The sequence below is a fragment of the Actinopolymorpha sp. B17G11 genome (genome assembly GCF_040196095.1).
Taxonomy (GTDB): Bacteria; Actinomycetota; Actinomycetes; order Propionibacteriales; family Actinopolymorphaceae; genus Thermasporomyces.
In genome coordinates, this window is record NZ_JBEFTW010000042.1 from 19640 (window position 1) to 41728 (window position 22089).

Here is a 22089-nt window from a genome sequence, read left to right on the forward strand (position 1 = left end):
GAGTTGCCGACCCTTCACTACCACCGCGTCGCGGTTCGTTCGGGTTCATCGTTCCAGCCGGGCCGCGTAGGCACGGAGGGCGCGCAGGAAGTCGCGCTGCCGGAAACCCGGCCAGTAGACGTCACAGAAATGGAGTTCCGAGTACGCCGTCTGCCAGATCAGGAAGTCGGACAGTCGCTGCTCACCACTCGTACGAATGACGAGATCCGGCGCGGGTTGCCCACTGGTGTCCAGCTGGCTCGCGATGTCGGCGACGGTGACCCGCTCGGCCAACTCCGCGGTGGTGGTGCCGGCACGGGCCTCTTGCTCGAAGATCGAACGCAGCGCATCGACAAGCTCGGCCCGTCCGCTGTAGCCGATCGCCAGTGTCAGGTGGCTGTCGGTCTCCTGCCCGGCGGTGGTCTCCCGGGCGAGTTTGAGGGCGTGTGCCGTCGAGTCCGGCAACAGGTCGAGGTGCCCGGCGAGATGGATGCGCCAACGGCTGGAGGGCTGCGCGAGGCGCTCGGCGATCACCCGCTCGGTCAGGTGCATGAGAAAGGTGATCTCGTCGGGAGAACGCTTGCGGATGTTGTCGGCGGAGGCGACGAAGACGGTGACGTGCCGAATCCCCGCGTCCGCGCACCAACCGAGGACCGTGTCGATGTGTTCGGCGCCGGCCTGGTGGCCGAGGCTGACGTGGGCCAGTCCCATCTGGCGAGCCCAGCGGCGGTTGCCGTCGATGATGAGGGCGACATGTCGCGGGATCGGCCCGGACGCGACCTGTCGGCGCAGCCGCCTGAGGTAGAGCGAATTCACCAGATCAACGAAACCCATCCGGTTCAAGCTACCGCACGTCTCGCTGACGCATCCCACCTTCGTCCAGTCAGGCCGCAGCCTGCGCCGACAGCCTGATCGTGGTGTCCGTGGACGTGCCGTTCACCGTGACGGCGAGCCGGATGGACGCCGGCTTCCACGCGGTGAGAGTGCCGGTACGCGGGTTGAAGACTGCCGCGTGCCACGCTTCGCGCTCGGAGTCGTCGCCGATCAGGACATTGGGCGAGCCGGACCACGAGGCTGTCACCGGATAGCCGACGGGGAACGTCTCCTCGCCTTGTGTCAAGAGCGCCTTGACATCCACCGACTCGCCGACCTCGACCTCGCCCGGTGCGGCCAGCTCGAGGGCGTCGACGTGCGGGCGTACCTCCGCGGCGATCCACTCCGGTGCGTCGCGCAGCGGATCGTCGCGCGCGGCGTCGGCCTCCTTGCCGGTGACCGGATCGACGCCCCACCGGGACCAGCCGGTGACGCCACCGTCGGCCGGTGCGGTGGACGGGGACTTCGCGGAGTTCCCGTTGACGAACGCAGGAACGCCATCCACATGCGCGGCATGGAACGTTCCCACATGCGCGCCGATGAACACCGCGCCCTTGCCGGTCGAGCGTTGGAAGTCCGACAGCCACGACTCGATGACCGCCGCCTCCTTGCGATCGCTCAGCTCGCTCGCCTTGGCGGGCGTGGGGTCGCGCAGCGGCACGTGCTGGACCAGCGCGACCGATCCGACGCCCCGATCCTGTGCGGCCTTGTCCAGCTCCTGCCGCAACGTGCGAAGCTGCGTCCAGTCGCTGCCTCTGATCGACAACGCGGAGGTGTCGACGGTGATGAACCGGGTCCCCTTGTGGTCGAACACCCGGCTCGTCTCACCGAACGCCGCGGTGAAGTTGTCGATGCTGCCGCCCATCACCTCATGGTTTCCGGGTACGTAGTAGTACGGCAGCTCGCCCTCGAGCTCCTCGTCGAGGATGCGTTTGGCGAGGGCGAAGTCCTCAGGGGAGGCTTCGTCCACCAGGTCGCCGTTGATGAGCAGGAAGTCGGGATCGCTCGCGCGGATCTCCCGCAGGGTACGCCGCGCTTGTCTCACCAGGGCGCTGTCGGGATCGCGGGCGACGAACTGCGCGTCGGACATCACCGCGAACGTCCACGGTGCGCCGTCGACCGTTCCGTTCTGCAGGATCAGCGGATCCTCGACCTTCTGCGCTCGTGGGACCTCGACCTCCGGCGGCACCAGGGCGGTCAACTCGTCGATGATGAGCTCACCCTTGTACTGCGCCTCCGGCTTGGTCTCGGCCGAGTAGTAGCGCCGGATCGTCAACGGGTACTGCGTTCCCGCCGGCACGCTGAAGCTGAGCTGCTGCCATCCGGTCGAGGTGAGGAAGCCCGCGCGGAACGCCGGCAGCAACGCCCCGGTCCCGTCGTACGCCTGCAGACTCGCCCACTCACCATGGCCGGACGAATGGACCCAGAGCCGCAGTTCGCGTGGCTGGCCCGGGACCTCGATGCCGTCGGTGGCAAGGGCTCCACCGGTCCGCGTTGCCGTCGACTCGTCGAAGTTGTAGGTCAGTGCGAGTCCTTGACCGACCTTGCCGGGTGCCGGAGCGATGCTGCCGGTGGCCCGCTCGCCGAAGTAGCTCCACACGCTCGGGTCCTCGAAGTCCGACACGACGATCTCGTCGAGACCGACGGTGACGGGCAGTGTCAAGCTCACCTTGCCCGCTCCGGTCGTCGCGCTGATGACCACCTGCGTCGAACCGCGTGGCTGCTTCGCGGTCACCGTGAACTGCCCGGTGCTGTCCGGTGTGATGTCGATCAGCGCGTCGTCGTAGGACAGCGTGAGCTCGCCGGGCTCGATCGGAGCGGTGTAGCCGCCAGCGTCCTGGCCGACCACACCGAACCTCGCGGTTCCTCCGTCGTCGACGATCGCCACCTGCTGGGTGCTGGCGGAGAGTCTGGCGAGCGGGCGCAGCACGTGGAGCTCAGTCTTTCCGCGGACATTTCCGTCGTAGGCCTCCACGGTGACCCACCCAGGTTTGCCGGCGCGGAAAACCCCGTCACCGTTGACGGTTCCGCGCTTCGGTGCGTCGGTCGTCCAGGTCGGGTCGCCGTCGGCTGGACCGTAGGTCTCGTCGTAGCCCGTCGCGGTCAGTCGCCGGGTCAGCCCGGGGAACACCCGGTCCGGCCGGGCCGGGGCGATGCTCGACGAGCCGGCTGCGGTGTCGGGATCCAGCGCGGTCTCCACCCACAGGCCGTGGAGTTCCTTGCTGCCCTCGGGCGCGAACAGCGCCAGCCCGTTGGGATCGGAGCGTTCCCTGCCGTCGGACGGGCGGTTCTCGACCTCGGCCGTCGTCGCGCCCGGTGTGCGGGCAACCATGGTGGTGGACCCACCGCCGTCGAGGTTGACCGCGTTGTGCGCACCGAGTTCGACCATCATGGTGGCCAGTTCGTCGAGTCCGAGTCCGTCGGCGAACGCCGGCTGCCGGCCGTCGGCGGTGAGGACGTACATCTTCGTACCGTCGGCGGAGAAACCGACCGCGGTGCGTGGCGCCGGCGGCACGTTGTTGCCTTGACTGGCCTTCTGTGGGACGCCGTCCACGACGAGCAGCTGCCGGCCGTTGAGCGCGGTCCGGATCTCCTTCTCGTCTGCCGTACGTGCCGCGTAGTCGATGCTCACGGCGTCACCGACCGCCAAGCCGGCAAGGGTATCCGCGCCTGCGTCGCGACCGACGAGGACGAAACCGCCGGTCGGGATGGCACCCTCACCGGCTTGCGGCCGCACCGCGGTCACCGTCCCGTCGACGACCTCGACCTCGGTCACCTTCGCCGCGTCCTGGGTCGCTCGGCACCGGCAGTACGTGCCCCAGAGCGGGGTGAACGCCTCGATCGCGTCCGGCGCGAGCGTCGGCTTGTTGATGCCGGCAAGGGGGGCGGACGCGCCGTCCGGCAACGCGATCGTGCCATCGAAGAGGACCTCGCCGATGCGGCCGAGGCCGTCAGGAGTGAGGATCGCCGCCGACTTGTGCCAGGTCGGGTTGGTGTCGGGCGACTGGATGACCTCGCCGTCCCTGATGCCGACACCCAATGGTGCCGTGGAGTTGTTGATGTCGAAGAAGTCGCCGTTGACGGCCGCGGCGGCGCCGACCCGGTTGGCCTGGACGGAGATGGGCTCGCCTTTGGCGACCTGACCGGGGAAGAGGTAGCCCGGCACCGTCCCCTTGGTGAGGTCGACGGTGAGGCTGTCGGCCTGCAGCCAGGTGGGCGTACCGGTGAAGCCATCCGGTCCGTACCGGTCGAACGACCGCAGGGTGACGCCTGGCGCGACGGGTCTCTGCCGTTTGTACGTCTCCATCCGCGGTTCGACCGCGGCCGATGCCTTGGGCGCGCTCCTCGGCGCGTCCAGCTCGAAACGTGCGGCGTCCGACGTCGATGACCGCAGGTCGGGGAGTGGCGCAGGCGTCGCGTCAGGCGGGCCGGCCGCGGCGGGTCTCGTCCCGCCCGGCAGGACCAGACCGAAGAGAATCAACGCGGCCGCGGCGATCGCCGTGGCGGGCGCGAGACGTCGAGTGCGTGTGGACGTAGGCGTCGAAGACATCTGAGCCTCCCCTGGGTCGTACGCAGTGAAGCGCAGAAGGAGGCGGTTTACCAGACATTGAGCTTGACCGAAAGAAAACACCGCATGGCCGGCGGGAGTTGCGGCGGCGGGCCGGGCGTCGAGGGAAGCGCGGGACGAGGCGTTGTGGTGCGGGGTCAGGTGAGGACGTTCACCGGAGTTGCGGCGAGGTACGCGGCGATCGCGTGGACCGCCTCGGGATACCACGTGGCGTACGTCCCTCGCGTCACGAAACCGATGTGCGGCGTCAGCACGGTGTTCGGCGCGGACAGAAGCGGATGTCCGGCGGGAAGCGGCTCCTTGTCGTAGACGTCGAGGGCGGCACCGGCAATCTGGCGGTCGTGGAGCGCCGCGACGAGGGCGGACTCGTCGACGACCGGCCCACGCGAGGTGTTGACGAGAAAGGCCGTCGGCTTCATCAGGCCGAGCTCATGGGCACCCACCAGTCCGCGCGTCCGAGCACTGAGCACGAGATGCACACTGAGGACGTCGGATCGCGCGAACAGTTCGTCCTTGTCCACGCGCGCAGCGCCGCCCTCGGCCGCGGCGGAGTCGGTGAGATTCTGACTCCACGCGATCACGTCCATCCCGAACGCCCGCGCCACCGGCACCATCGCCCGCCCGAGCCGGCCCAGACCCAGCAGCCCGAGCGTCGACCCGCCGAGATCTGTGCCGAGGGTGTGCTGCCATCCACCCGCCCGCATCCGTGCGTCCTCCGCCGGCAGGTGGCGTACGACCGCGAGGATCAGCGCCCACGCCAACTCCACCGTGCCCGGCGTACCGCCTCGCGTCCCGCACACGGTCACGCCATGCTCGCGGGCGGCGTCGAGGTCGATCGAGGCGTTGCGCATGCCGGTGGTGACGACCAGTCGCAGCTGGGGAAGCCGGGCGATCAGGGACCGTCGCAGCGGGGTGCGCTCGCGCATCAGCACGAGGACGTCGTAGGGCTGGAGCCGGTCGACCAGCGCGTCCTCGTCATCGAGATGGTCGGCGAAGAACGTCACCTCGGTACCGTCGGGGAGGGCTTTCCAGTCGGCCAGGTCGGCCGCCACCTCCTGGTAGTCGTCGAGCACCGCGACCGTCGTCATCACGCGTCCCTTCCGCCGGTTGTCACCGGCCCGATCATGCCGGGTCGGCGTGGTCCACGGCCAGGGACACCTCCGGCAACCCGGCATCCACCAGTCCACGCCCGCGTGCGGCTTCGTTCCGCTAGGCTTCCGCGATGACCGCCCTGCCGCCCGACGTCCAGCGCAAGGTCCGGCAGCTCGACAACGACGTCCAGTCGATCTACGAGCTGCTCGTGACCATCCAGGTGACCCAGCAACGCCAGGGCAACCGACTGGACGAGCTGGCATCGGACGTGGGTGTGCTCAAGTCGGATGTGGGTGTGCTCAAGTCGGATGTGGGTGTGCTCAAGTCGGATGTGGGTGTGCTCAAGTCGGACGTGGCCAGGCTCCAGGCCGAGCACGGGGCAAAGCTCGACGCGATCCTCGACCTCCTGCGCAACCGCGAGCCGGAGCGGCCCGGGGCGCGGGACGGTCAGCCCGCGTAAGGGGAGAACTCGCCGGCCGGGCTCAGCCGGCGAAGGGGAGGACGGGAAGCCCGCGCACCCCGGTCTCAGCGACGAAGATCGCACCCGCCGACGGCTGCTTGCCTTCGGGTAGACCTTGGCGCGAGGTCGTGATGTAGAGCTCGTCGAGGTTCGACCCGCCGAACGTGCACGCCGTCACCTGCGTCACCGGCAGCTCGACCACACCGTCCAGTCGCCCGTCTGGTGCGTACCTGCGGACCGCGGAACCGCCCCACATCGCCACCCACAGGTAGCCCTCGGCGTCGACCGTCATGCCGTCCGGGCCGCCGTGCTCGCCGGGGATCGTGACGATCGGGCGCCGGCTCTCCGCCACGATGCCCCGCGCCGGGTCGTAGTCGAAGGCATCGACGCGCTGCGTACGGGTGTCGATGTAGTAGGCAAGGTGCTGCTCGGGCGCCCAGGCGAGGCCGTTGGAGATGGTGACGTCGGTGAGGACGACGGAGACCCTGCGGTCGAGGTCGAGGCGATAGACCGTACCGGCGCCGGGTGTCCCGGCGAAGGCCATCGAGCCGCAGTAGAACCGGCCGTGCGGATCGCAACCACCTTCGTTCATCCGGATGGTGGGATCGGACCAGACCTCGCCGAGGTGTTCGATGGTGCCGTCGTCGGCGAGGAGGAGGAACCCGCGCTCGTTCGCCGCGACCAGTCCACCGCCGACCCGGGGGCGGAAGGCCGCCGCCACCTCTCCGATGTGCGTACGCGTGACGGCGCCGGTCGCGAGGTCGGCGGTGAGGATGTCGCCCGCGAGCATGTCGACGAAGCGCAGGCCGCCCCAGCTGGGGTGCCATACCGGGCCCTCGCCGTGGTGCGCGTGTGGGTCGGTGACCTGCTCGACAGCGACCATGGTGTCCTCCGCGTAGTCGTCCTCTGGATCGGCGGCCAGCTCGGTGCCGCCGGGTGATCCGGCACCACTCGCCATCGCGATGATGCCGGATCACCACTGTCCGCGGCCAGCCGCGGCAGCAAGTGTCCCGACGAGACGGATCAGGTAACGGAGGGTGATGTCAGGATCAGACAGGTTGTGGCCACGCATGTGCATGGCTCGTCGGCGGTCCGCCCCCGCATCCTGGTGGGACGAACGTCAGTATCGCGAAGGGGTGTGCCATGTCCGCTGTCCCACAGGTCGAGCGGCGGCCGTCGCCGGTCGTCCTGCACGAGACGGTTTCTGACGCGTTGATCGAGCAGGTCCGAGAGGACGGCTTCGCTGTGCTGGCAGGCGCGCTGTCGCCGGCCGAGGTCGCCGAGATCAACGCGGAGGCCGCTCGCCTGTGCCGCGGCGACCTGGGCGAGATCAGCGGAGTCGAGGCAGCGGACGCCGACGAGTCCGACGCCGACGTGATGCGGCGCTACCTGTGCATCCACTTCCCGAACAAGCTGTCGAAGGTGATCCAGCGCTCGCTGCACCATCCGCGGATCGTCGACGCCCTCACGAAGGTGATCGGGCCGAACGTCAAGTGCATGCAGTCGATGCTGTTCATGAAGGCGGAGGGCAAGCCGGGACAGGCGTGGCACCAGGACGAGTTCTTCATCCCGACCCGGGACAGGTCGTTGACCGCCGCGTGGATCGCGTTGGACGACGCCACGATCGAGAACGGCTGCCTGTGGGTGCTACCCGGTTCGCACCGGCGCGGCGTGATCTACCCCGACCGCGACCAGGACGACGAGCGTTTCGACTGCACGGTCGAGCTGTACGACTTCCCCTACCGTGACGAGGACGCCGTGCCGGTGGAGATCCCGGCGGGCGCCGCGGTCATCTTCAACGGCTACCTGCTGCACCGGTCGCTGCCGAACTCTGGCCGGGATGGGTTCCGGAGGGCACTGACCAACCACTACATGAGTGCCGAGTCCCTGCTGCCCTGGGGCAAGGTGCCCGACAACATGCACGTGGCCAAGTGGGACTACCGCGACATCGAGATGGTGGCGGGCGAGGATCCGTACGCCTACAAGGGGACCGAGGACTTTGCCCGGCCCGGCGTGCGTCCTGACAAGGAGGGCGGCTGCGGCCGCTGACCCGCGCCTGGCGGGGCCGGGAATGACCACGCTGAGCATGCCTGTGGCACCTGGGCATGGTGTCGGCACCTCGATGACGTACGCACGCATGATCAGCGTGGTCATTCGCACGAGGCGCGCAGTCGCCGCCCGTCGCACGACAGGTTAGGCCGGGCGGCGTGGATCCAAGAGAGCGGACTCAGCTCTTGATCGAGCCGATCATGAGGTTGTCGAGGATGTGCTTGCGACGATCGACGGCCAGGGGTAGTCGTTCCACGAGGCGAGGAACGTCAACACTCCGAGCACCGACAGCGCGCCCGGGCGGGCGAAGAGCGCGGGTTCTGTTCAGGAGGTGCGGAGCAGGCGGGACCACGAGTGCAGTGGTGCCTGCACGACGACACAACCCATCGAGCGCGCGAAGCGGATGAGCTCGGCAACCTGATGCTCGAGCGCTTCGGTAGTCGCAGCGCCCGGTCCGCCCTCCGCGCCGGCTCCGGCTGGAACCACCGCCGCGCCAGCCCCACCCGCCGCGCGAGCCCCACCCGCCGCGCCAGCCCCACCCGCCGCGCCGGTCGCCCCGACCACCAGCATCAGCGTGGGTCCGGCCGCCAAGACCAGCGTCGGCGTACCGGCCAGCGTCGGCGTACCGGCCAGCGTCGGCGTACCGGCCAGCACCGGTGTGCCAGCAGGTGCGGGCGTACCAGCGGTGACAGCGGCCAGGCCCGAACCCGACCGCAGGGCGGCAACAGGTCCCAGGTCGGCCGGGCCTGGAAGCCGTTCCTGCAGGATCGCCACATGCAGCTCGCGAGTGGCGCGGGCAGGATCGACGCCGAGCTCGGTCGCGAGGGTGGAACGTAGTTCTTCGTACGCCGACAACGCCCGCGCCGGCTCACCCACCAGTGCGTACGCCCGCATGAGCGCCCGGTAGGCCGCCTCGTCCAGCGGATCCGCCGCCACCGCCGCGCGCGCCAGGTTCACCGCCGTCGGAAGGTCCCGGGCGTGCTCGGCCGCCTCGGCTGCCGTGTGTCGGGCGTGCCGGACGAGTTCGCGGTGGACGGCGCGGGCGGGAGCTACCCAGTCGGCGTCGGGCTCGCCCTCGAGGACCTCTCCGTCGAGCAACGCGAGCGCGTGCCGTGCCGTCGCCAGCGCGTGCGCCGGCTGACCGTCGGCCAGCTGCTGGTCGGCTTCGGCCACAAGCCGCTCGCCACGGGTGAGGTCGACCTCGAGCGCCCCGCCCAGGCGGTAGCCACCGCGCCCTCCCACGACCACATCAGGGCCGAGGGAGGTGCGAAGCCGGCTCACCAACGTCGCGAGATTCTCGGCCGGCCGGCGCGGCGGTGCGTCCCCCCACAGCACCTCGATGATCCGGTCGGTGCCGACCAGCCGCCCGTGTTCGACGGCCAGTAGCGCCAGCAGCGTGCGGGCCTTACGGCTACCCACGTCCGTGGTGGACAGGACCCGGCCCTCACGGTGGACCGCAAGACTGCCGACCACGCGGACGTAGGGGTCGAGGATCCCCGGCCGGTCACGCGCCGCTACCGCTGCGGATCGCATCCGGACCCCCTGGACGAGAACCTGTCGCCACCCCGCCGCGTACTCCCCATGGGCAGACGGTCCCCCACGGGTCTGGGCAAATCCTGGGCAAGTGATGGACAATCCGCCCGCCGGCCGGTTCGGGTCGTCCGGGGAGGTCAGGACGCTGAACAGACCTGTTCGCCCGTACGAACACGATCTCCGGGTCGTGCCGGCCCGCTGCCTGTTAGCCTGCGAATCTGGCCTCGAGGGAGCCCCTATGCGGTTTCGGATCCTCGGACCGCTTGAGGTCTGGGACGGTGAGCAGCGGTTGGCCGTGGGCGGACCGCAGCAGCGGGCGCTCCTCGCCCTGCTACTCCTCAACGGCAACCGCGTGACGTCGGCCGACCGGCTGGTCGCCCACCTGTGGGGTGACAACCCGCCGGCCAGCGCGCGCGGTCTGCTGCAGGGGTGCGTCGCCCACGTGCGGCGGGTGCTGCGGGTGGACGACGGCACGTCGCACCGTCAGCGGCTGCTGACCCGGGCTCCCGGATACGTCCTCGAGGTGCGCGCCGGGGAGCTGGATCTCGACCAGTTCGACGAGCTGGTGCGGGCCGCCCGTCACGCGCTGACCGGGGGCGGCGGGGCCATCACGCGTTCGGCGATGGCCCTGGGCCAGGCGGCCGACCTGCTGGCCGAGGCGCTGGCGCTGTGGCACGGCCCCGCGCTCGCCGGTCTCGACATCGAGGCGTGCCGTTCCGAGGTCGTACGCCTGGAGGAGCGCCGGTTGACGGTCCTGGAAGAACGCATCGACGTCGACCTGCGCCTCGGGCGCAACCCCGACCTGGTGGGGGAGCTGCAGGGCCTGGTACGCGAGTATCCGCTGCGCGAACGTCTGTGGGCGCTACTGATGCTGGCGTTGTACGCGGCGGACCGGCCGGCCGACGCTCTTGCCGCGTACCGGCAGCTTCGTGAGGCCCTCGTCGAGCAGCTCGGGGTCGAGCCCGGTGCGACCGCGCGTCTGCTGCACCAGAGCATCCTCGCGGGTGGGGACGCCATGGAGGACTACCTCGGGGCGCGCGGCGGGACGCCGGTCACTGCGGGGGGTACGGCCACGGCTGGGGGTACGGCGACGGCTGGGGGTACGGCGACGGCTGGGGGTGCCTCGACGCCGGGCCAGGTCACGATGCCGGGCCAGGTCGCGACGCCGGCCGCGGCCACGAGCCCGGCAACGACACCGGCCACAGCCACGAGCCTGGCCACGACCACGACCCCAACCGCGGCCTCGGCGTCCGCTGCCGGTTCGGCGTCGGTCGTGGCACCGCTCGCCATGGGGGCGCCGGCGCAGCTCCCGGCGGCGACAGTGGCGTTCACCGGTCGGACCCGGCACCTGAAGCGCCTCGACGAACTGCTCGCCGACGATGGCTACACCGGTGGAATGCCGATCGCGGTGATCTCCGGAACTGCCGGCGTAGGCAAGACGGCACTCGCCGTCCAGTGGGCGCACACGGTCAGAGACCGGTTCCCCGACGGTCAGCTCCACGTCGACCTGCGGGGCTACGCGCCGATGCCACCGTTACAGCCGGCTGAGGTGCTGGCCGCCTTCCTCCGTGCACTCGGCGTGGCGCCCGACCAGGTGCCGGCCGAACTCGAGCAGGCAGCGGCGCTCTACCGCTCATCGCTGGCCGGCCGGAGGGTGCTGGTCGTACTCGACAACGCCCGGACGGTCGACCAGGTCCGCCCTCTCCTGCCGGGTAGTCCGGGGTGCCTTGTCGTCGTGACCAGTCGTGACCGGCTGGGCGGGTTGGTCGCCAGGGAGGGTGCTCAGCACCTCACGCTCGACGTTCTGGAGCCTGGCGAAGCGCGGTCTCTGCTCGGTCGGGTCCTCGGCCAGGAACGCATCCACGCCGACCAGCACGCGGCCGACGAGCTGGCCCGGCTGTGCGCCTCACTCCCACTGGCACTCCGGATCGCCGCCGCACACCTGGCTGTCGACCGCCGGCGTAGTGTCGCCTCCCTCGTCCATGACCTGGCCGGCGAGCACCGACTCGGAGCGCTCGAGGTCGCAGGTGACGAGCGGAGCGCGGTCCGGGCGGCGTTCGACCTTTCGTATTCCGCGTTGGAGCCGGACGCGCAACGCCTCTTCCGACTGCTCGGTCTCATGCCCGGTCCGGACGTCACCGCGGCGGGCGCGGCAGCGCTTGCCGGGATTCCGCCCGCTCAGGCGTCCTGCCTCCTCGACCGGCTGGAGGCCGCCCACCTCGTCGACCGCCCCGCACCCGGCAGGTTCGCGTTCCACGACCTGCTCCGCCTCTACGCCGCCGAACGCACCGAAGCCGATGATCCCGTGGCCGACCGGAGGGCGGCGTTCGGGCGGCTCCTGGCCGCGTTCCTGGTCACCGCCGATGCGGCTGCCGCGCTGTTGTATCCGGACCGGATCCGCCTACCAGCGCCGGACAGCGACCAGCCACCGCCGCGCGCGCTCGCCGCGCTCGAGAACCACACCCAGGCGCTCACCTGGTTGGACGCCGAACGCGCCAACCTGGTAGCCGCCGTTCGACACGCCGCGGTGCATGGGCCCAGATCACCGGCCGCACTCCTCGCCAACACGCTGAAGGGCTACTTCAGCCTGCGTACGTACAGTCACGACTGGCAGACGGTCGCGTCCGCCGGCCTCGCCGCGGCGGAGGCAGAGGGTGACCTGCACGGGCAGGCCGCGGCACACCTGAGTCTCGGTGCGAGGTACGAACGGGAGAGCGACTACCCGCACGCGTCCGTCCACTACACCCGCGCACTCGACCTTGCCGACGAGTGCGGGTGGCGGGAGGCGCGAGCCGTGGCGCTCGGGGAGATCGGCATCCTGTGCCGCCGTGCCGGGCGACTCGACGAGGCGGCCGACTACTTCTCGCGGGCGCTCGACACCGCGAGGGACATCGGCTGGATGCCGATCGTCGCCGGCCGGTTGGTCAGCCTCGGCAACCTCTTCGCCGAGGCCGGCAACCTGCCGCGGGCGGCCGAGTACTACGCGGAGGCACTGCCGGTCTTCCAGCAGGTTGGTTCCCGCGGCGGCCAGGCGGTGTTACTCGGCAACCTCGGTGAATGCTGCCTCGTCCTTGGCCGGCTCGACGAGGCACTGACCCACTTCACCCAGGCGCTGTCGCTGAACCGGGAGCTGGGCCATCGCGTCCAGGAAGCCGACAACCTGCGTGCCCTCGCCACGGCACACTGCGACGCGGGACGGTACGCCGAGGCACTCGAGCTCGCCCGGGCCGCCCTGTCGGGGAGCCGCGAGGCGGGAGACCGGCGGTTCGAGGCCGATGCCCTGAACACTCTCGGTACGGTCCACCAACGGCTCGGCAACTTCGCCGAAGCGGTCGACCACCACGACCACGCCCTGCGGCTCAGCCGCGAGATCGGAGTCCGCCAGCACGAGGTCGCCGCCCTGATCGGGCTGGCCCATTCGTACCAGCATCTCGGCCGGGCAGACGACGCGAGTGGCTGCGTCGAGCAGGCTCTCACGATGGTCCGGCAGGCGGGGTACCGGCTGCTCGAGGGCCCGGCGCTCACGGCATCCGCCACGATCATGATGGCGCAAGGCCGGCTTGACGAAGCGGTCGAGGGGGCCCGGAAGGCTCTGGGGGTGCACCGCGAGGTCGGGCACCGCCTCGGAGTGGCCCGCACCCTGCTCGTGCTGGGTCGGGCGTTGCGGGAACGGAACGAACCCGGCGCTGCCGAGAGCGCCTGGCAAGAGGCGCACGCGTTGTTCGCCGAGATGAACTCGCCCGAGGCCCACCCGGTCCGTATCCTCCTCGCCGACTCCTCCCCGTCTGGGTGATCCTGGGCTCAGGAACCAGTGGACGGGTCGTCGGCAGGCGTCGGGTCAGCGATCGGTGTTGGGTCAGCGATCGGTGTTGGGTCGTCGGCGGGCGTTGGGTCGGCCGGCGTCGGGTCGGCGACCGGGGACAGCAGCAGGATGGGGATCCGGCGACGGGCCGCGGCAGCGCGCCGTTCGTACCGCGTCCATCCCGGGTGCACCTCCAAGGCCAGCCGCCAGAGACGCAGGCGTTCGTCGCCGGTGGTCTCGCGCGCCTCGACCACGGTCGAGACCCCATCGACGGTGATGATCGCGCGGGGATGGGCGCGCAGGTTGTGGTACCACGCCGGATGGTGGCTCTGGCCGAAGTTCGACGCGATGAGCACAAACTCGTCGCCGTCCGGGATCGTGAGCACCGCCAGGGTGCGTTCCTTGCCCGTCCTGGCACCGGTCGTCGTCAGCATCGTGACGGGCAGGCCCGACACCAGGCTGGAGGCGGTGTGCCGGCCGTGGGTACGTCGATAGACCAGGGCGTCGATCCGGTGCAGTATCCGCGCATAGACCCAGGACACGGGAGCCGTCGCCGACGACCAGCGAACGAAGCGGGCGAACGGTCCTGCCTCTGCGTTCCTCGTCAGTCTCATCGCCATCAGATCCCCACTGGTTCGTCGAGGGAGAGCTGGTAGATGTGCCAGGACCCAGTGTTCTCCACCGGCAGCGGCGTCGTACCGGCGAACCCTGCCACGGTGGCATTGGCAGCGATGGGCTCCGTCATGTTGCCTCCGCTTTCGACCGCGGTTCCACTCCCCGCGCGAGCGCAGCGGGTGGCCCCGCCGAGCGCAGCCGGTGACCCCGCCGAGCGCAGCCGCGCGTCATCGGGCGGGTGCGATGGTGCCGCTCAGGACGACCCTTCCGGAGGACTCCGTACCCTCACCCTCGCGCTGAAGGGTGACGGTGAGCAGCGGATAACGGGCGGGGTCGATGCCGGCCCAGAGCTCGACCGGTTCCTCGTCACCCTTGAGGTGGAACGTTCCGATCGGGACCAGGTCGCCCTCCGGTGACTTCATCCACGCCTCGTAGAACGTTCCCGGTGGTGCGGGTGGCAGGCCGGTGACCCGGACGGTGATCGCGAGTCCGCTCGCGGTGTCCCTGACCCGAGCCACGGCGCCCGCGTCCGGGGCGAGTTCGGTGCCTGCCAGGACCACCTCGGTGCCCCGTCGTCCGACGTTCTCCCCCGCGGCGAACCAACCGCCTACGGCGCCACCGCCGAAGATCAACACCGCGGCGGCGGCGACGAGCAGGTGCCGAGGAGCCGCACGGTGTCGGCGGGCTGACCCGATGTCGGCGCCGACCTGGGCGGGGCGCCTCGTCCGCCGGCCCCGGCCGGGCCGCCCAGCGCGTCTGTCGCCGGCGGGGTGTTCGGCGGCGGAGCGTTCGGCGGCGGGGTGTTCGGCGGCGATCCTGGGGCCGCCGACACGGCGTTCGGTCTCGATCTGGGACAGGACCCGCCGCAGAGTCAGGTCCGGCGGTCCTTCCCAGACCGCCGGCGATCCGAGGAGGGCACGGACGCGGACGGCACCGTCGGGAGCGCCATGGGCGGATGCGCCGGTTTCGAGGTAGTCCTTGAGTCGGTCGTCAGGGTTCATCGTGCCGCGCTCCCGGGTCCGAGTACGGCTGGTACGCAGCGGACGGGTCGGTCGGTTCGCGGACGGCACCAGGTACTCCCGGTCCGCCGGGCCCGCCAGGTGCGCCCGTTACGCCGGTTCCGCCGGGTCCGCCAGGCACGCCGGTTCCGCCAGGTACGCCGAGCACGCCGGATGGTCCCTCCGCCCCTTCCGGGCTGACGACGCAGAGCGGGCGGAGCCACCCGGCGAGGCGCCGGTGGGCGCGGTGCGACCGGGACTTCACGGTGCCGATCGGGATGCCCAGCTCCGCGGCGATCTCCGCGTGACTGCGTTGGCCGAAATGCGCGAGGCGAACAACGTCGCGTTCCTCCTCGGGCAGCCGGTCCACAGCGGCGCGCACCTGGTACGCCTCCCACATGGAGTCGAGCTCCGGGCCGGCCACGACGGCCGACGTCTCCTCGAGTTCGGTCGTCGGCATCCGCCGGCGTGAGCGCCAGATGTCGACCGAGACCCGGCGGGCGATCGTGAAGAGCCACGGCGCGATGTCCTGCGTAGGGTCATAACGCGCCGCTGCCCGCCAAGCGCGCACGAACGTCTCCTGGACGGCCTCGACCGCCAGCTCCCGATCGCCGAGCACGCTCCACGCGACGGCGAAGACCGGACCGTTGTAGGCGAGATAGACCTCGCGGACGCCACTGTCCTCGCCCCGACGGAACGAGTCCAGTACGGAGGGCGCGAGCGCGGTTGTCGTACGTGCGGCCATTTGGTCGCGAGCTTGGTCCCGGACATTGCAGTGGCGTTGCGGTGCGCCTCCTGCAACCGCGGTGCAACATGCCGCGGCAGCGTTCCGGCTGGTGTTCCGCGAGCGACGCGCAACGTTCCGCGGAACACCCACAGCCCGTCAGGAAGGAACGTGAGGGCGCGATGGACAACGACAAGCTGATGGAGTTCCTGGGTCGTTTCGTCGGCGACGTCGGAGCGACGATGGCGGCCGGAAACGTCGTCGTCGGCGAGCAGCTCGGGTTGTACCGGGCGTTGGCCGAGTCGGACAAGCCGCTCCAGCCGGCAGACGTCGCCGAGCGGACCGGCACCGATGCCCGCTATGTCGAGGAGTGGCTGCGTGGGCAGGCCGCCGGGGGGTATGTGGAGTACGACGCCGACGCGGGCGCGTACTCCATGACCGAGGAACAGGCGTTCGTCCTGACCGACCCCGACGGCGCGGTCTATGCGCCAGGTGCGTTCCAGCTCGCCCTCGGATCGCTACGCGCGCTGCCAAGGATCGTCGAAGCCTTCCGTTCCGGCGAGGGTGTCGGCTGGCACGAGCACGCCCAGGAGGTGTTCGTCGGGTGTGAACGCTTCTTCCGCCCGGGCTACATCGCGCATCTCGTGAGCGAGTGGCTCCCGGCACTCGACGGCGTCGAGGCGAAGCTGGCGGCCGGTGCGCGGGTGGCCGACGTGGGGTGCGGTCACGGCGCGTCGACCGTGTTGATGGCGGAGGCCTACCCTGCTTCGACATTCGCCGGCTCGGATTACCACGCCGGTTCGATCCGTTCGGCGAACTCCCGTGCGGCCGAGGCGGGCCTGTCCGAGCGGGCGAGTTTCACGGTCGGATCGGCGCAGGACTTCACCGGTGGTCCGTACGACCTGGTGACCACGTTCGACTGCCTGCACGACATGGGCGATCCGCTTGGTGCCGCGCGACACATCCGGGACTCGCTCGCCCCCGACGGTACGTGGATGGTCGTCGAGCCGTTCGCGGGGGACTCGGTCGCTGCGAACCTCAACCCGGTGGGGCGGGTCTACTACTCGTTCTCGACGTTCCTGTGTGTTCCGAACGCCCTGTCGCAGGACGGTGGCTACTCCCTCGGCGCGCAGGCTGGGGAGCCTCCGATCAGGCACCTGGTGACCGACGCGGGATTCACGAGGTTCCGCCGGGTCGCCGAAACGCCGTTCAACATCGTGTACGAAGTGCGCCCCTGACCCCACCGGTCGACGCGTACGGCGCAGGCGTACTCCCGCCGCTTCTGTTGCATGAGGGGCGCCTTGATCCAAGCTGCTGTTGGATCAGGGGGACCTCTCATGCAGACGGCGAGCTCCCGACGAACACCCGCCGCCTAATGGGACTCGCGCGGGACCGCGTGCCCACGGGAGCCTTGCAGGAAGTCGAAGTCGACTCCCTCGTGGGCCTGAAGCACGTGCTGGGTGTAGAGCCAGGCGTACCCGCTCGTGTACTTCTGCTCGGGCGGGGTCCATTCCGCCCGGCGGCGTTCGAGTTCGGCGTCGGACACGTCGACGGTGAGGGTGCGGGCCGGCACGTCGAGCACGATCCGATCGCCCGTACGCACCAACGCCAACGGTCCGCCGACCGCCGCCTCGGGCGACACGTGCAACACCACCGTGCCGAATCCCGTCCCGCTCATCCGCCCGTCGCAGATCCGCACCATGTCGGTGACGCCGGCCTTCAGCAGCTTCGTCGGCAGCGGCACGTTGGAGACCTCCGGCATGCCCGGGTAGCCCTTGGGTCCGGAGTAACGGATCACCAACACGTCCGTCGCGTCGACGTCCATGTCCGGATCGTCGGACACGGCGTGGTAGTCCTCGGGTGAGTCGAAGACCAGCGCCCGCCCCTCGTGCTTGAGCAGCCCGGGCGACGCGGCCGACTGCTTGATGACGGCACCGTTCGGCGCGAGGTTGCCGCGCAACACCGCCGTGCCCGTGTTGGGCGGCTGGAACGGTTCGTCCAGCGCGTAGATCACGTCGCGGTTGTAGCACTCCGCGTCGGCGTTGTTCTCGGCGATGCCGCGTCCCGTCACCGTGATCTGGTCGTTCCGCAGCAGCCCACCGTCGGCGAGCTCGCGCAACACCACCGGCAGACCGCCGGCATAGCAGAAGTCCTCCATGAGGTACTTCCCGGACGGCATCAGGTTGACCAGCGTCGGCACCGGTCGCGCGAGGGTGTCGAAGTCGTCGAGGTCGAGTTGTACGCCGAGCCGGCCGGCCAACGCGAGCAGGTGCACGATCGCGTTGGTCGAGCCGCCGATGGCGGCATTGGCGCGGATCGCGTTCTCGAACGCCGGTCTGGTGAGGATCTGGCTCGGCCGCAGCTCTTCGTGCACCATCGCGACGATCCGTTGGCCGGCGCTCTGCGCGACTTCGTAACGGCGGGAGTCGACCGCTGGCCAGGTCGCCGAGCCCGGCAGCTGCATGCCCAGCGCCTCGGCGACACACGCCATCGTCGACGCCGTACCCATCGTCATGCAGTGGCCGTTGGACCGGGCCATGCATCCCTCGGCGAAGTAGCACTCCTCCTGGGTCATCTTGCCGGTCTTGAGGTCGGCTTCGAACTTCCACACATGCGTACCGGATCCGACGTCCTGGCCCTTGTACTTGCCGTTCAGCATCGGTCCGCCGGTCACCATGATGGCGGGGATGTCGACCGACGAAGCGGCCATCAGCAGGCCCGGAGTGGTCTTGTCACAACCGGAGAGGAGGACGACGCCGTCCATCGGGTTGGCCCGCATCAGCTCCTCCGCCTCCATGGCGAGGAGGTTGCGGTAGAACATCGCGGTCGGCCGCAGCATCGTCTCGCCGAGTGCCATCGCCGGGAACTCCAGCGGGAAGCCGCCGGCCTGCCAGACACCGCGCTTGACGGCTTCGGCGACACGGTGCAGGTGCGAGTTGCAGGGCGCGAGCTCTGACCAGGTGGTGGCGATCCCGATCACCGGCCGGCCGTCGAACACGTCGGGTCCGAAGCCCTGGTTGCGCATCCACGAACGGTGCGTCATACCGGAACGCCCGGTCGCGCCGAACCACGTCCGGCTCCGGAGGGGTGCCCTCTCCCCTGCGGCTCCCTGCGCTGACGCTCCCTGGCCTGGCGTCGACTGGCCTGGCGTCGATTGGCCTGGCGTCGACTGGGTGCGTGCTTCCTGGCCTGATGTCGGCTGCTCTGACATCGCCCGCTCCTTCGAGGCTCGGTCACCGCCAGGCGTGCAGTACGGAACACGCTGGCCTGCTGGGGCGTACTCAGCGGACAGCATAGACATCTGACGTATTCCGCCGGCCGGCCGTGGCATGGTTCGTGGACACCCCGGCCAGCCGACGCGGTGGCGATCATGCAGGGCGAACTGGAACGATCGCCGCGACACGAGGGCCACTGGAAGGACGCAGGGACCACGCAGGGACCGCACCGGGACGACGACGCTGGTCAAGTAGCGCCCTCACGTTGCGCAAGTCGACGTCCGTGCTGGCTTTTCGTACTCGAGTGATCGCATACTGTGGCAAGGGTCGGGGCATAGCGCGCATTCGGGCGACCTGATTCTGCGGGTCCGAGCGCGACGGGGAGGGCCGGAAGCGGTCAGGTTCATGACATCAAAAGGGGCGGAGTTGTGCGGACGGGGATGACGCTTCGAGTGGACCTTCGAGTGGACCCTCGCTTCGTCGGCTACATCCTCGCGCGCGGCCTCAGCTACGTGGGCGACAACGTCTGGCTCATCGCCGTCGGCTGGTCGGCCGCACAACTCGGCGATCCACGGTTGACCGGAATCGTCCTGGCCGCCACCGGCATTCCCCGTGCGGCGTTCATGCTCGTCGGCGGTGTGGTGGCGGACCTCCGTGGGCCACGACGGTTCATGTTGGCGGCTGACGTCCTGGCCGGTCTCACCGCTCTGATAGGCGCCGGTCTCACCGCCGGTGGCGAGCCTCCCACGGCGTGGCTCCTCATCGCTCTCGGACTGGCGTTCGGCACGATCGACGCGTTCTACCTGCCGGCCGCCAACAGCTATCTCGCAGCGCTCCTGCCCCACGCGGAACTTCCGCGGGGTGCTGCCGTCCGGCAGTTCACCCGGAGCATCTCCGAGGCGCTCGGACGAGGTGCCGGTGGCATCCTGGTCGCTCTCGGCGGATTCGCGCTGGCTGCGTTCGTCAACGGCGCGACTTTCCTGCTCTGCTTCGCGATTCTGATGTTCGTCCGTCCGCGGTTCACGATCGTACGACCGAAGCGGGACACCGGCGTCAGGCAGGCGCTGACCGACGGGCTGCGTTACGTCGTAGGGCATCCGCTGATCCGCGGGCTGGCCGTCATCACGCTGATCCTCAACATGGTGGCCATTCCGGTCGAGACGATCGGTGTCGTCCTCAAGGCACAGGACGCGGGCTGGGGCCCGTCCGGATACGGCCTGGTGGCGGGATTCCTTGCCGGTGGGCTGATCGTGGGTGGCCTGCTCGGCGCGGTCGCGCAGCCGCCGAAACGGGCCGGCTTCGCGTTGGGGCTATGGATCATCGCCGGACTCCCCGGCTTCGCCGGGCTGATCTTCGCCACCGACGTGTGGACGGTCTGCGCGGCCGCGGCATGGTGGTCGTTCTGCCTCGGACCATGCAACGCGATTCTCAGTGGCCTGCTGCTGACCGAGACCAGGCCGGATGTTCTCGGCCGGGTCCAGAGCGTCGTGACGGTGGTGTCGAGTGCCATGACGCCGTTGGGGATCGCGGCGTTCGGTGCGTTCGTCGGCGTGGTCGGCCTCGGGCCCGTCGGGGTGGCCTGTTTCGGCTGTGTGGCCGCCACGACCGGATGGATGCTGCTGTCGCCGGCGATCAGTCGGGCGGAGGTCCATGACCACTCTGACGGCCCCGGTCACGCGCCTGCGGCGATGTCCTCATCGGACTGACCGGCCGACGCCGGCCGGGCTTCACGGCGATCCGGCGGGCAGTGAGGACGATTGCCTCGTACGCAGCGTGCTTGCATACTATGCGAGGTCGAATCGCTTCGACCTCTGGTCGGCAGCTTCGTCGGCAACATCCTTGTGGTGAGCAACAGCTTGTGGTGAGCAACAGCAGGGGTAGCCATGGTCGGGATCGTGGATGTCGCTCGGCACGCCAAGGTGTCGGCCAGCACGGTGTCCTACGTGCTCAGCGGCAAACGCCCGATCGCTCCGGAGACCCAACGCCGCGTACACGCGAGCATCCGGGCGCTGGGTTACCACCCGCACGCGGGCGCACGGGCCCTTGCCAGCAAGCGCAGCAACGTCCTCGCCCTGGTGGTTCCGCTGCGTACCGGCGTGCATGTTCCGGTCCTCATGCAGTTCGTCACCGCCGTCGTCACCCGGGCCCGCGAGGTCGACCACGACGTTCTCCTCCTCACGCAGGACGAGGGTGAGCGCGGCCTGCGCCGCGTCGAGGCGAGTGCGCTCGCTGACGCGATCATCGTGATGGACGTCGAGCTGGACGACGTACGCGTGCCGCTGGTGCGGTCGCTGCGGACTCCCTGCGTACTCATCGGGTTCCCTGCCGACGCCGAAGGACTGACCTGCGTCGACCTCGACTCCGCCGCTGCCGGTCAGGCGTGCGTGGGTCACCTCGCCGACCTCGGGCATCGGCGGATAGGTCTCGTGGGAAGCCCGCCGGCGGTCTATGCGCGCGGGACCGGCTTCGCCACCCGGGTCGCCGACGGGGTGGCCGCGGCGGCAGGCGAGCGTGGCGTTCTCGTGGAGACGCGTGCCTGCGAACCGACCCGGGAGGCGGCGTTCGCGGCGATCGAGGAGTTGCTGCGGACGATGCCCGACTTGACGGGGCTGATCGTCCACAACGTGTCGGTCATCGAGTCGGTGCTGGCCGCCCTTCGCGAACGCGATCGGCGAGTGCCCGACGACATCTCGGTGGTCGCGATCTGTCCGGACGAGCTGGCGGCGCGCCTCGACCTGTCGTGTGTCGCCCTGCCCGCCGACGACGTGGGCCGCCGCGCGGTCGACCTGGCGATGGCCAAGCTGTCCCAGGGTGTGGTGCCGGCTGCCACGCAGCTCGCGCCGCGGCTGACTGCCCGCGCCACCACCGCTCTGGCGCCGAGGTGCGACAGCTCCGGTGATTGACCACGCTGAGCAGGTTTCTCGTCGGCGCGGCCCCGTCGGCCGCTGCCGTGAATGACCACGCTGAGCAGGGTTGTGGTCGGTGTAGCCCGTCGGCCGCTGCGGTGATTGACCACGCTGTTCAGGTTTGCTAGCGGTGTGGCCCCTCGGCCCGGCATCGTGGTTGGACTGATCCGCCCATGGCGCTGTTTGGCAGGCTACTTGCCTGGTCGGGTCCGCAACTCGCCTGGTTGGCCGGGTGACTCGCCTGGTTGGCTGGGTCTGTCGACCCTGGGCGAGGT

At 70.0% G+C, this 22089-nt stretch carries 16 protein-coding genes; 6 read left to right on the plus strand and 10 right to left on the minus strand.

Going from position 1 to position 22089, the window contains the following annotated elements; all coding sequences use genetic code 11:
- Positions 1 to 45 precede the first annotated feature (45 nt).
- From uppS to ABN028_RS30260, 3 genes are all read right to left on the minus strand, one after another.
- Positions 46 to 813: a polyprenyl diphosphate synthase gene (gene uppS, locus ABN028_RS30250; RefSeq protein WP_349698962.1), complete on the minus strand. Its 768-nt coding sequence runs from the start codon at positions 811 to 813 to the stop codon at positions 46 to 48.
- Positions 814 to 862: 49 nt separating this feature from the next.
- Positions 863 to 4402, minus strand: a complete 3540-nt coding sequence (locus tag ABN028_RS30255) for a phosphodiester glycosidase family protein (RefSeq protein WP_349698963.1) — start codon at positions 4400 to 4402, stop codon at positions 863 to 865.
- 155 nt (positions 4403 to 4557) lie between these two features.
- On the minus strand, positions 4558 to 5508 hold the full coding sequence (locus ABN028_RS30260; protein WP_349698964.1) for a D-2-hydroxyacid dehydrogenase family protein: 951 nt from the start codon (positions 5506 to 5508) through the stop codon (positions 4558 to 4560).
- A gap of 134 nt (positions 5509 to 5642) precedes the next feature.
- Between ABN028_RS30260 and ABN028_RS30265 the strand changes: the two genes are divergently transcribed.
- The gene (locus ABN028_RS30265; protein ID WP_349698965.1) at positions 5643 to 5972 is read left to right on the plus strand and encodes a hypothetical protein; all 330 of its coding nucleotides are present in this window, start codon (positions 5643 to 5645) and stop codon (positions 5970 to 5972) included.
- A 22-nt stretch (positions 5973 to 5994) separates the two neighbouring features.
- Here ABN028_RS30265 and ABN028_RS30270 read toward each other — a convergent pair whose 3' ends face one another.
- Positions 5995 to 6930 carry an SMP-30/gluconolactonase/LRE family protein gene (locus ABN028_RS30270; protein ID WP_349331187.1) on the minus strand — a complete coding sequence of 312 codons (936 nt, stop codon included), beginning with the start codon at positions 6928 to 6930 and terminating at the stop codon, positions 5995 to 5997.
- A 185-nt stretch (positions 6931 to 7115) separates the two neighbouring features.
- Between ABN028_RS30270 and ABN028_RS30275 the strand changes: the two genes are divergently transcribed.
- Entirely contained in the window at positions 7116 to 8021 is a 906-nt protein-coding gene (locus tag ABN028_RS30275; protein ID WP_349698966.1) for a phytanoyl-CoA dioxygenase family protein, read from the plus strand.
- Between the two features lie 324 nt (positions 8022 to 8345).
- On the opposite strand, the gene ABN028_RS30280 is transcribed toward ABN028_RS30275, so the two are convergent.
- Entirely contained in the window at positions 8346 to 9554 is a 1209-nt protein-coding gene (locus ABN028_RS30280; protein ID WP_349698967.1) for an AfsR/SARP family transcriptional regulator, read from the minus strand.
- A gap of 238 nt (positions 9555 to 9792) precedes the next feature.
- Between ABN028_RS30280 and ABN028_RS30285 the strand changes: the two genes are divergently transcribed.
- On the plus strand, positions 9793 to 13347 hold the full coding sequence (locus ABN028_RS30285; protein WP_349698968.1) for an AfsR/SARP family transcriptional regulator: 3555 nt from the start codon (positions 9793 to 9795) through the stop codon (positions 13345 to 13347).
- 8 nt (positions 13348 to 13355) lie between these two features.
- Here the strand turns inward: ABN028_RS30285 and ABN028_RS30290 are convergent, their stop codons facing one another.
- From ABN028_RS30290 to ABN028_RS30305, 4 genes are all read right to left on the minus strand, one after another.
- Positions 13356 to 13970, minus strand: a complete 615-nt coding sequence (locus tag ABN028_RS30290; protein ID WP_349698969.1) for a nitroreductase family deazaflavin-dependent oxidoreductase — start codon at positions 13968 to 13970, stop codon at positions 13356 to 13358.
- Positions 13971 to 13975: 5 nt separating this feature from the next.
- On the minus strand, positions 13976 to 14101 hold the full coding sequence (locus ABN028_RS30295; RefSeq protein WP_349698970.1) for a hypothetical protein: 126 nt from the start codon (positions 14099 to 14101) through the stop codon (positions 13976 to 13978).
- Between the two features lie 97 nt (positions 14102 to 14198).
- Complete coding sequence (locus tag ABN028_RS30300) at positions 14199 to 14972, minus strand: anti-sigma factor (protein WP_349698971.1); 774 nt, start codon at positions 14970 to 14972, stop codon at positions 14199 to 14201.
- Entirely contained in the window at positions 14962 to 15714 is a 753-nt protein-coding gene (locus ABN028_RS30305; RefSeq protein ID WP_349331193.1) for an RNA polymerase sigma factor, read from the minus strand. The genes ABN028_RS30300 and ABN028_RS30305 overlap by 11 nt, the downstream gene beginning before the upstream one ends.
- Before the next feature lie 161 nt (positions 15715 to 15875).
- Here ABN028_RS30305 and ABN028_RS30310 point away from each other — a divergent pair, with 161 nt between their 5' ends.
- Entirely contained in the window at positions 15876 to 16931 is a 1056-nt protein-coding gene (locus tag ABN028_RS30310) for a class I SAM-dependent methyltransferase (RefSeq protein ID WP_349698972.1), read from the plus strand.
- A 134-nt stretch (positions 16932 to 17065) separates the two neighbouring features.
- On the opposite strand, the gene ABN028_RS30315 is transcribed toward ABN028_RS30310, so the two are convergent.
- Positions 17066 to 18994: an IlvD/Edd family dehydratase gene (locus ABN028_RS30315; RefSeq protein ID WP_502879227.1), complete on the minus strand. Its 1929-nt coding sequence runs from the start codon at positions 18992 to 18994 to the stop codon at positions 17066 to 17068.
- Between the two features lie 378 nt (positions 18995 to 19372).
- On the opposite strand from ABN028_RS30315, the gene ABN028_RS30320 reads away from it, so the two are divergent.
- Together ABN028_RS30320 and ABN028_RS30325 are read left to right on the plus strand one after the other, a co-directional pair.
- On the plus strand, positions 19373 to 20614 hold the full coding sequence (locus ABN028_RS30320; RefSeq protein ID WP_349698974.1) for an MFS transporter: 1242 nt from the start codon (positions 19373 to 19375) through the stop codon (positions 20612 to 20614).
- 189 nt (positions 20615 to 20803) lie between these two features.
- On the plus strand, positions 20804 to 21811 hold the full coding sequence (locus ABN028_RS30325; RefSeq protein ID WP_349698975.1) for a LacI family DNA-binding transcriptional regulator: 1008 nt from the start codon (positions 20804 to 20806) through the stop codon (positions 21809 to 21811).
- Positions 21812 to 22089 lie beyond the last annotated feature (278 nt).

What these genes read in the sequence shown, in the direction of transcription:
- uppS (WP_349698962.1), bottom strand. Translation starts at nt 813, where the DNA reads ATGGGTTTCGTTGATCTGGTGAATTCGCTCTACCTCAGGCGGCTGCGC.
- ABN028_RS30255 (WP_349698963.1), bottom strand. Translation starts at nt 4,402, where the DNA reads ATGTCTTCGACGCCTACGTCCACACGCACTCGACGTCTCGCGCCCGCC.
- ABN028_RS30260 (WP_349698964.1), bottom strand. Translation starts at nt 5,508, where the DNA reads ATGACGACGGTCGCGGTGCTCGACGACTACCAGGAGGTGGCGGCCGAC.
- ABN028_RS30265 (WP_349698965.1), top strand. Translation starts at nt 5,643, where the DNA reads ATGACCGCCCTGCCGCCCGACGTCCAGCGCAAGGTCCGGCAGCTCGAC.
- ABN028_RS30270 (WP_349331187.1), bottom strand. Translation starts at nt 6,930, where the DNA reads ATGGCGAGTGGTGCCGGATCACCCGGCGGCACCGAGCTGGCCGCCGAT.
- ABN028_RS30275 (WP_349698966.1), top strand. Translation starts at nt 7,116, where the DNA reads ATGTCCGCTGTCCCACAGGTCGAGCGGCGGCCGTCGCCGGTCGTCCTG.
- ABN028_RS30280 (WP_349698967.1), bottom strand. Translation starts at nt 9,554, where the DNA reads ATGCGATCCGCAGCGGTAGCGGCGCGTGACCGGCCGGGGATCCTCGAC.
- ABN028_RS30285 (WP_349698968.1), top strand. Translation starts at nt 9,793, where the DNA reads ATGCGGTTTCGGATCCTCGGACCGCTTGAGGTCTGGGACGGTGAGCAG.
- ABN028_RS30290 (WP_349698969.1), bottom strand. Translation starts at nt 13,970, where the DNA reads ATGAGACTGACGAGGAACGCAGAGGCAGGACCGTTCGCCCGCTTCGTT.
- ABN028_RS30295 (WP_349698970.1), bottom strand. Translation starts at nt 14,101, where the DNA reads ATGACGGAGCCCATCGCTGCCAATGCCACCGTGGCAGGGTTCGCCGGT.
- ABN028_RS30300 (WP_349698971.1), bottom strand. Translation starts at nt 14,972, where the DNA reads ATGAACCCTGACGACCGACTCAAGGACTACCTCGAAACCGGCGCATCC.
- ABN028_RS30305 (WP_349331193.1), bottom strand. Translation starts at nt 15,714, where the DNA reads ATGGCCGCACGTACGACAACCGCGCTCGCGCCCTCCGTACTGGACTCG.
- ABN028_RS30310 (WP_349698972.1), top strand. Translation starts at nt 15,876, where the DNA reads ATGGACAACGACAAGCTGATGGAGTTCCTGGGTCGTTTCGTCGGCGAC.
- ABN028_RS30315 (WP_502879227.1), bottom strand. Translation starts at nt 18,994, where the DNA reads ATGTCTATGCTGTCCGCTGAGTACGCCCCAGCAGGCCAGCGTGTTCCG.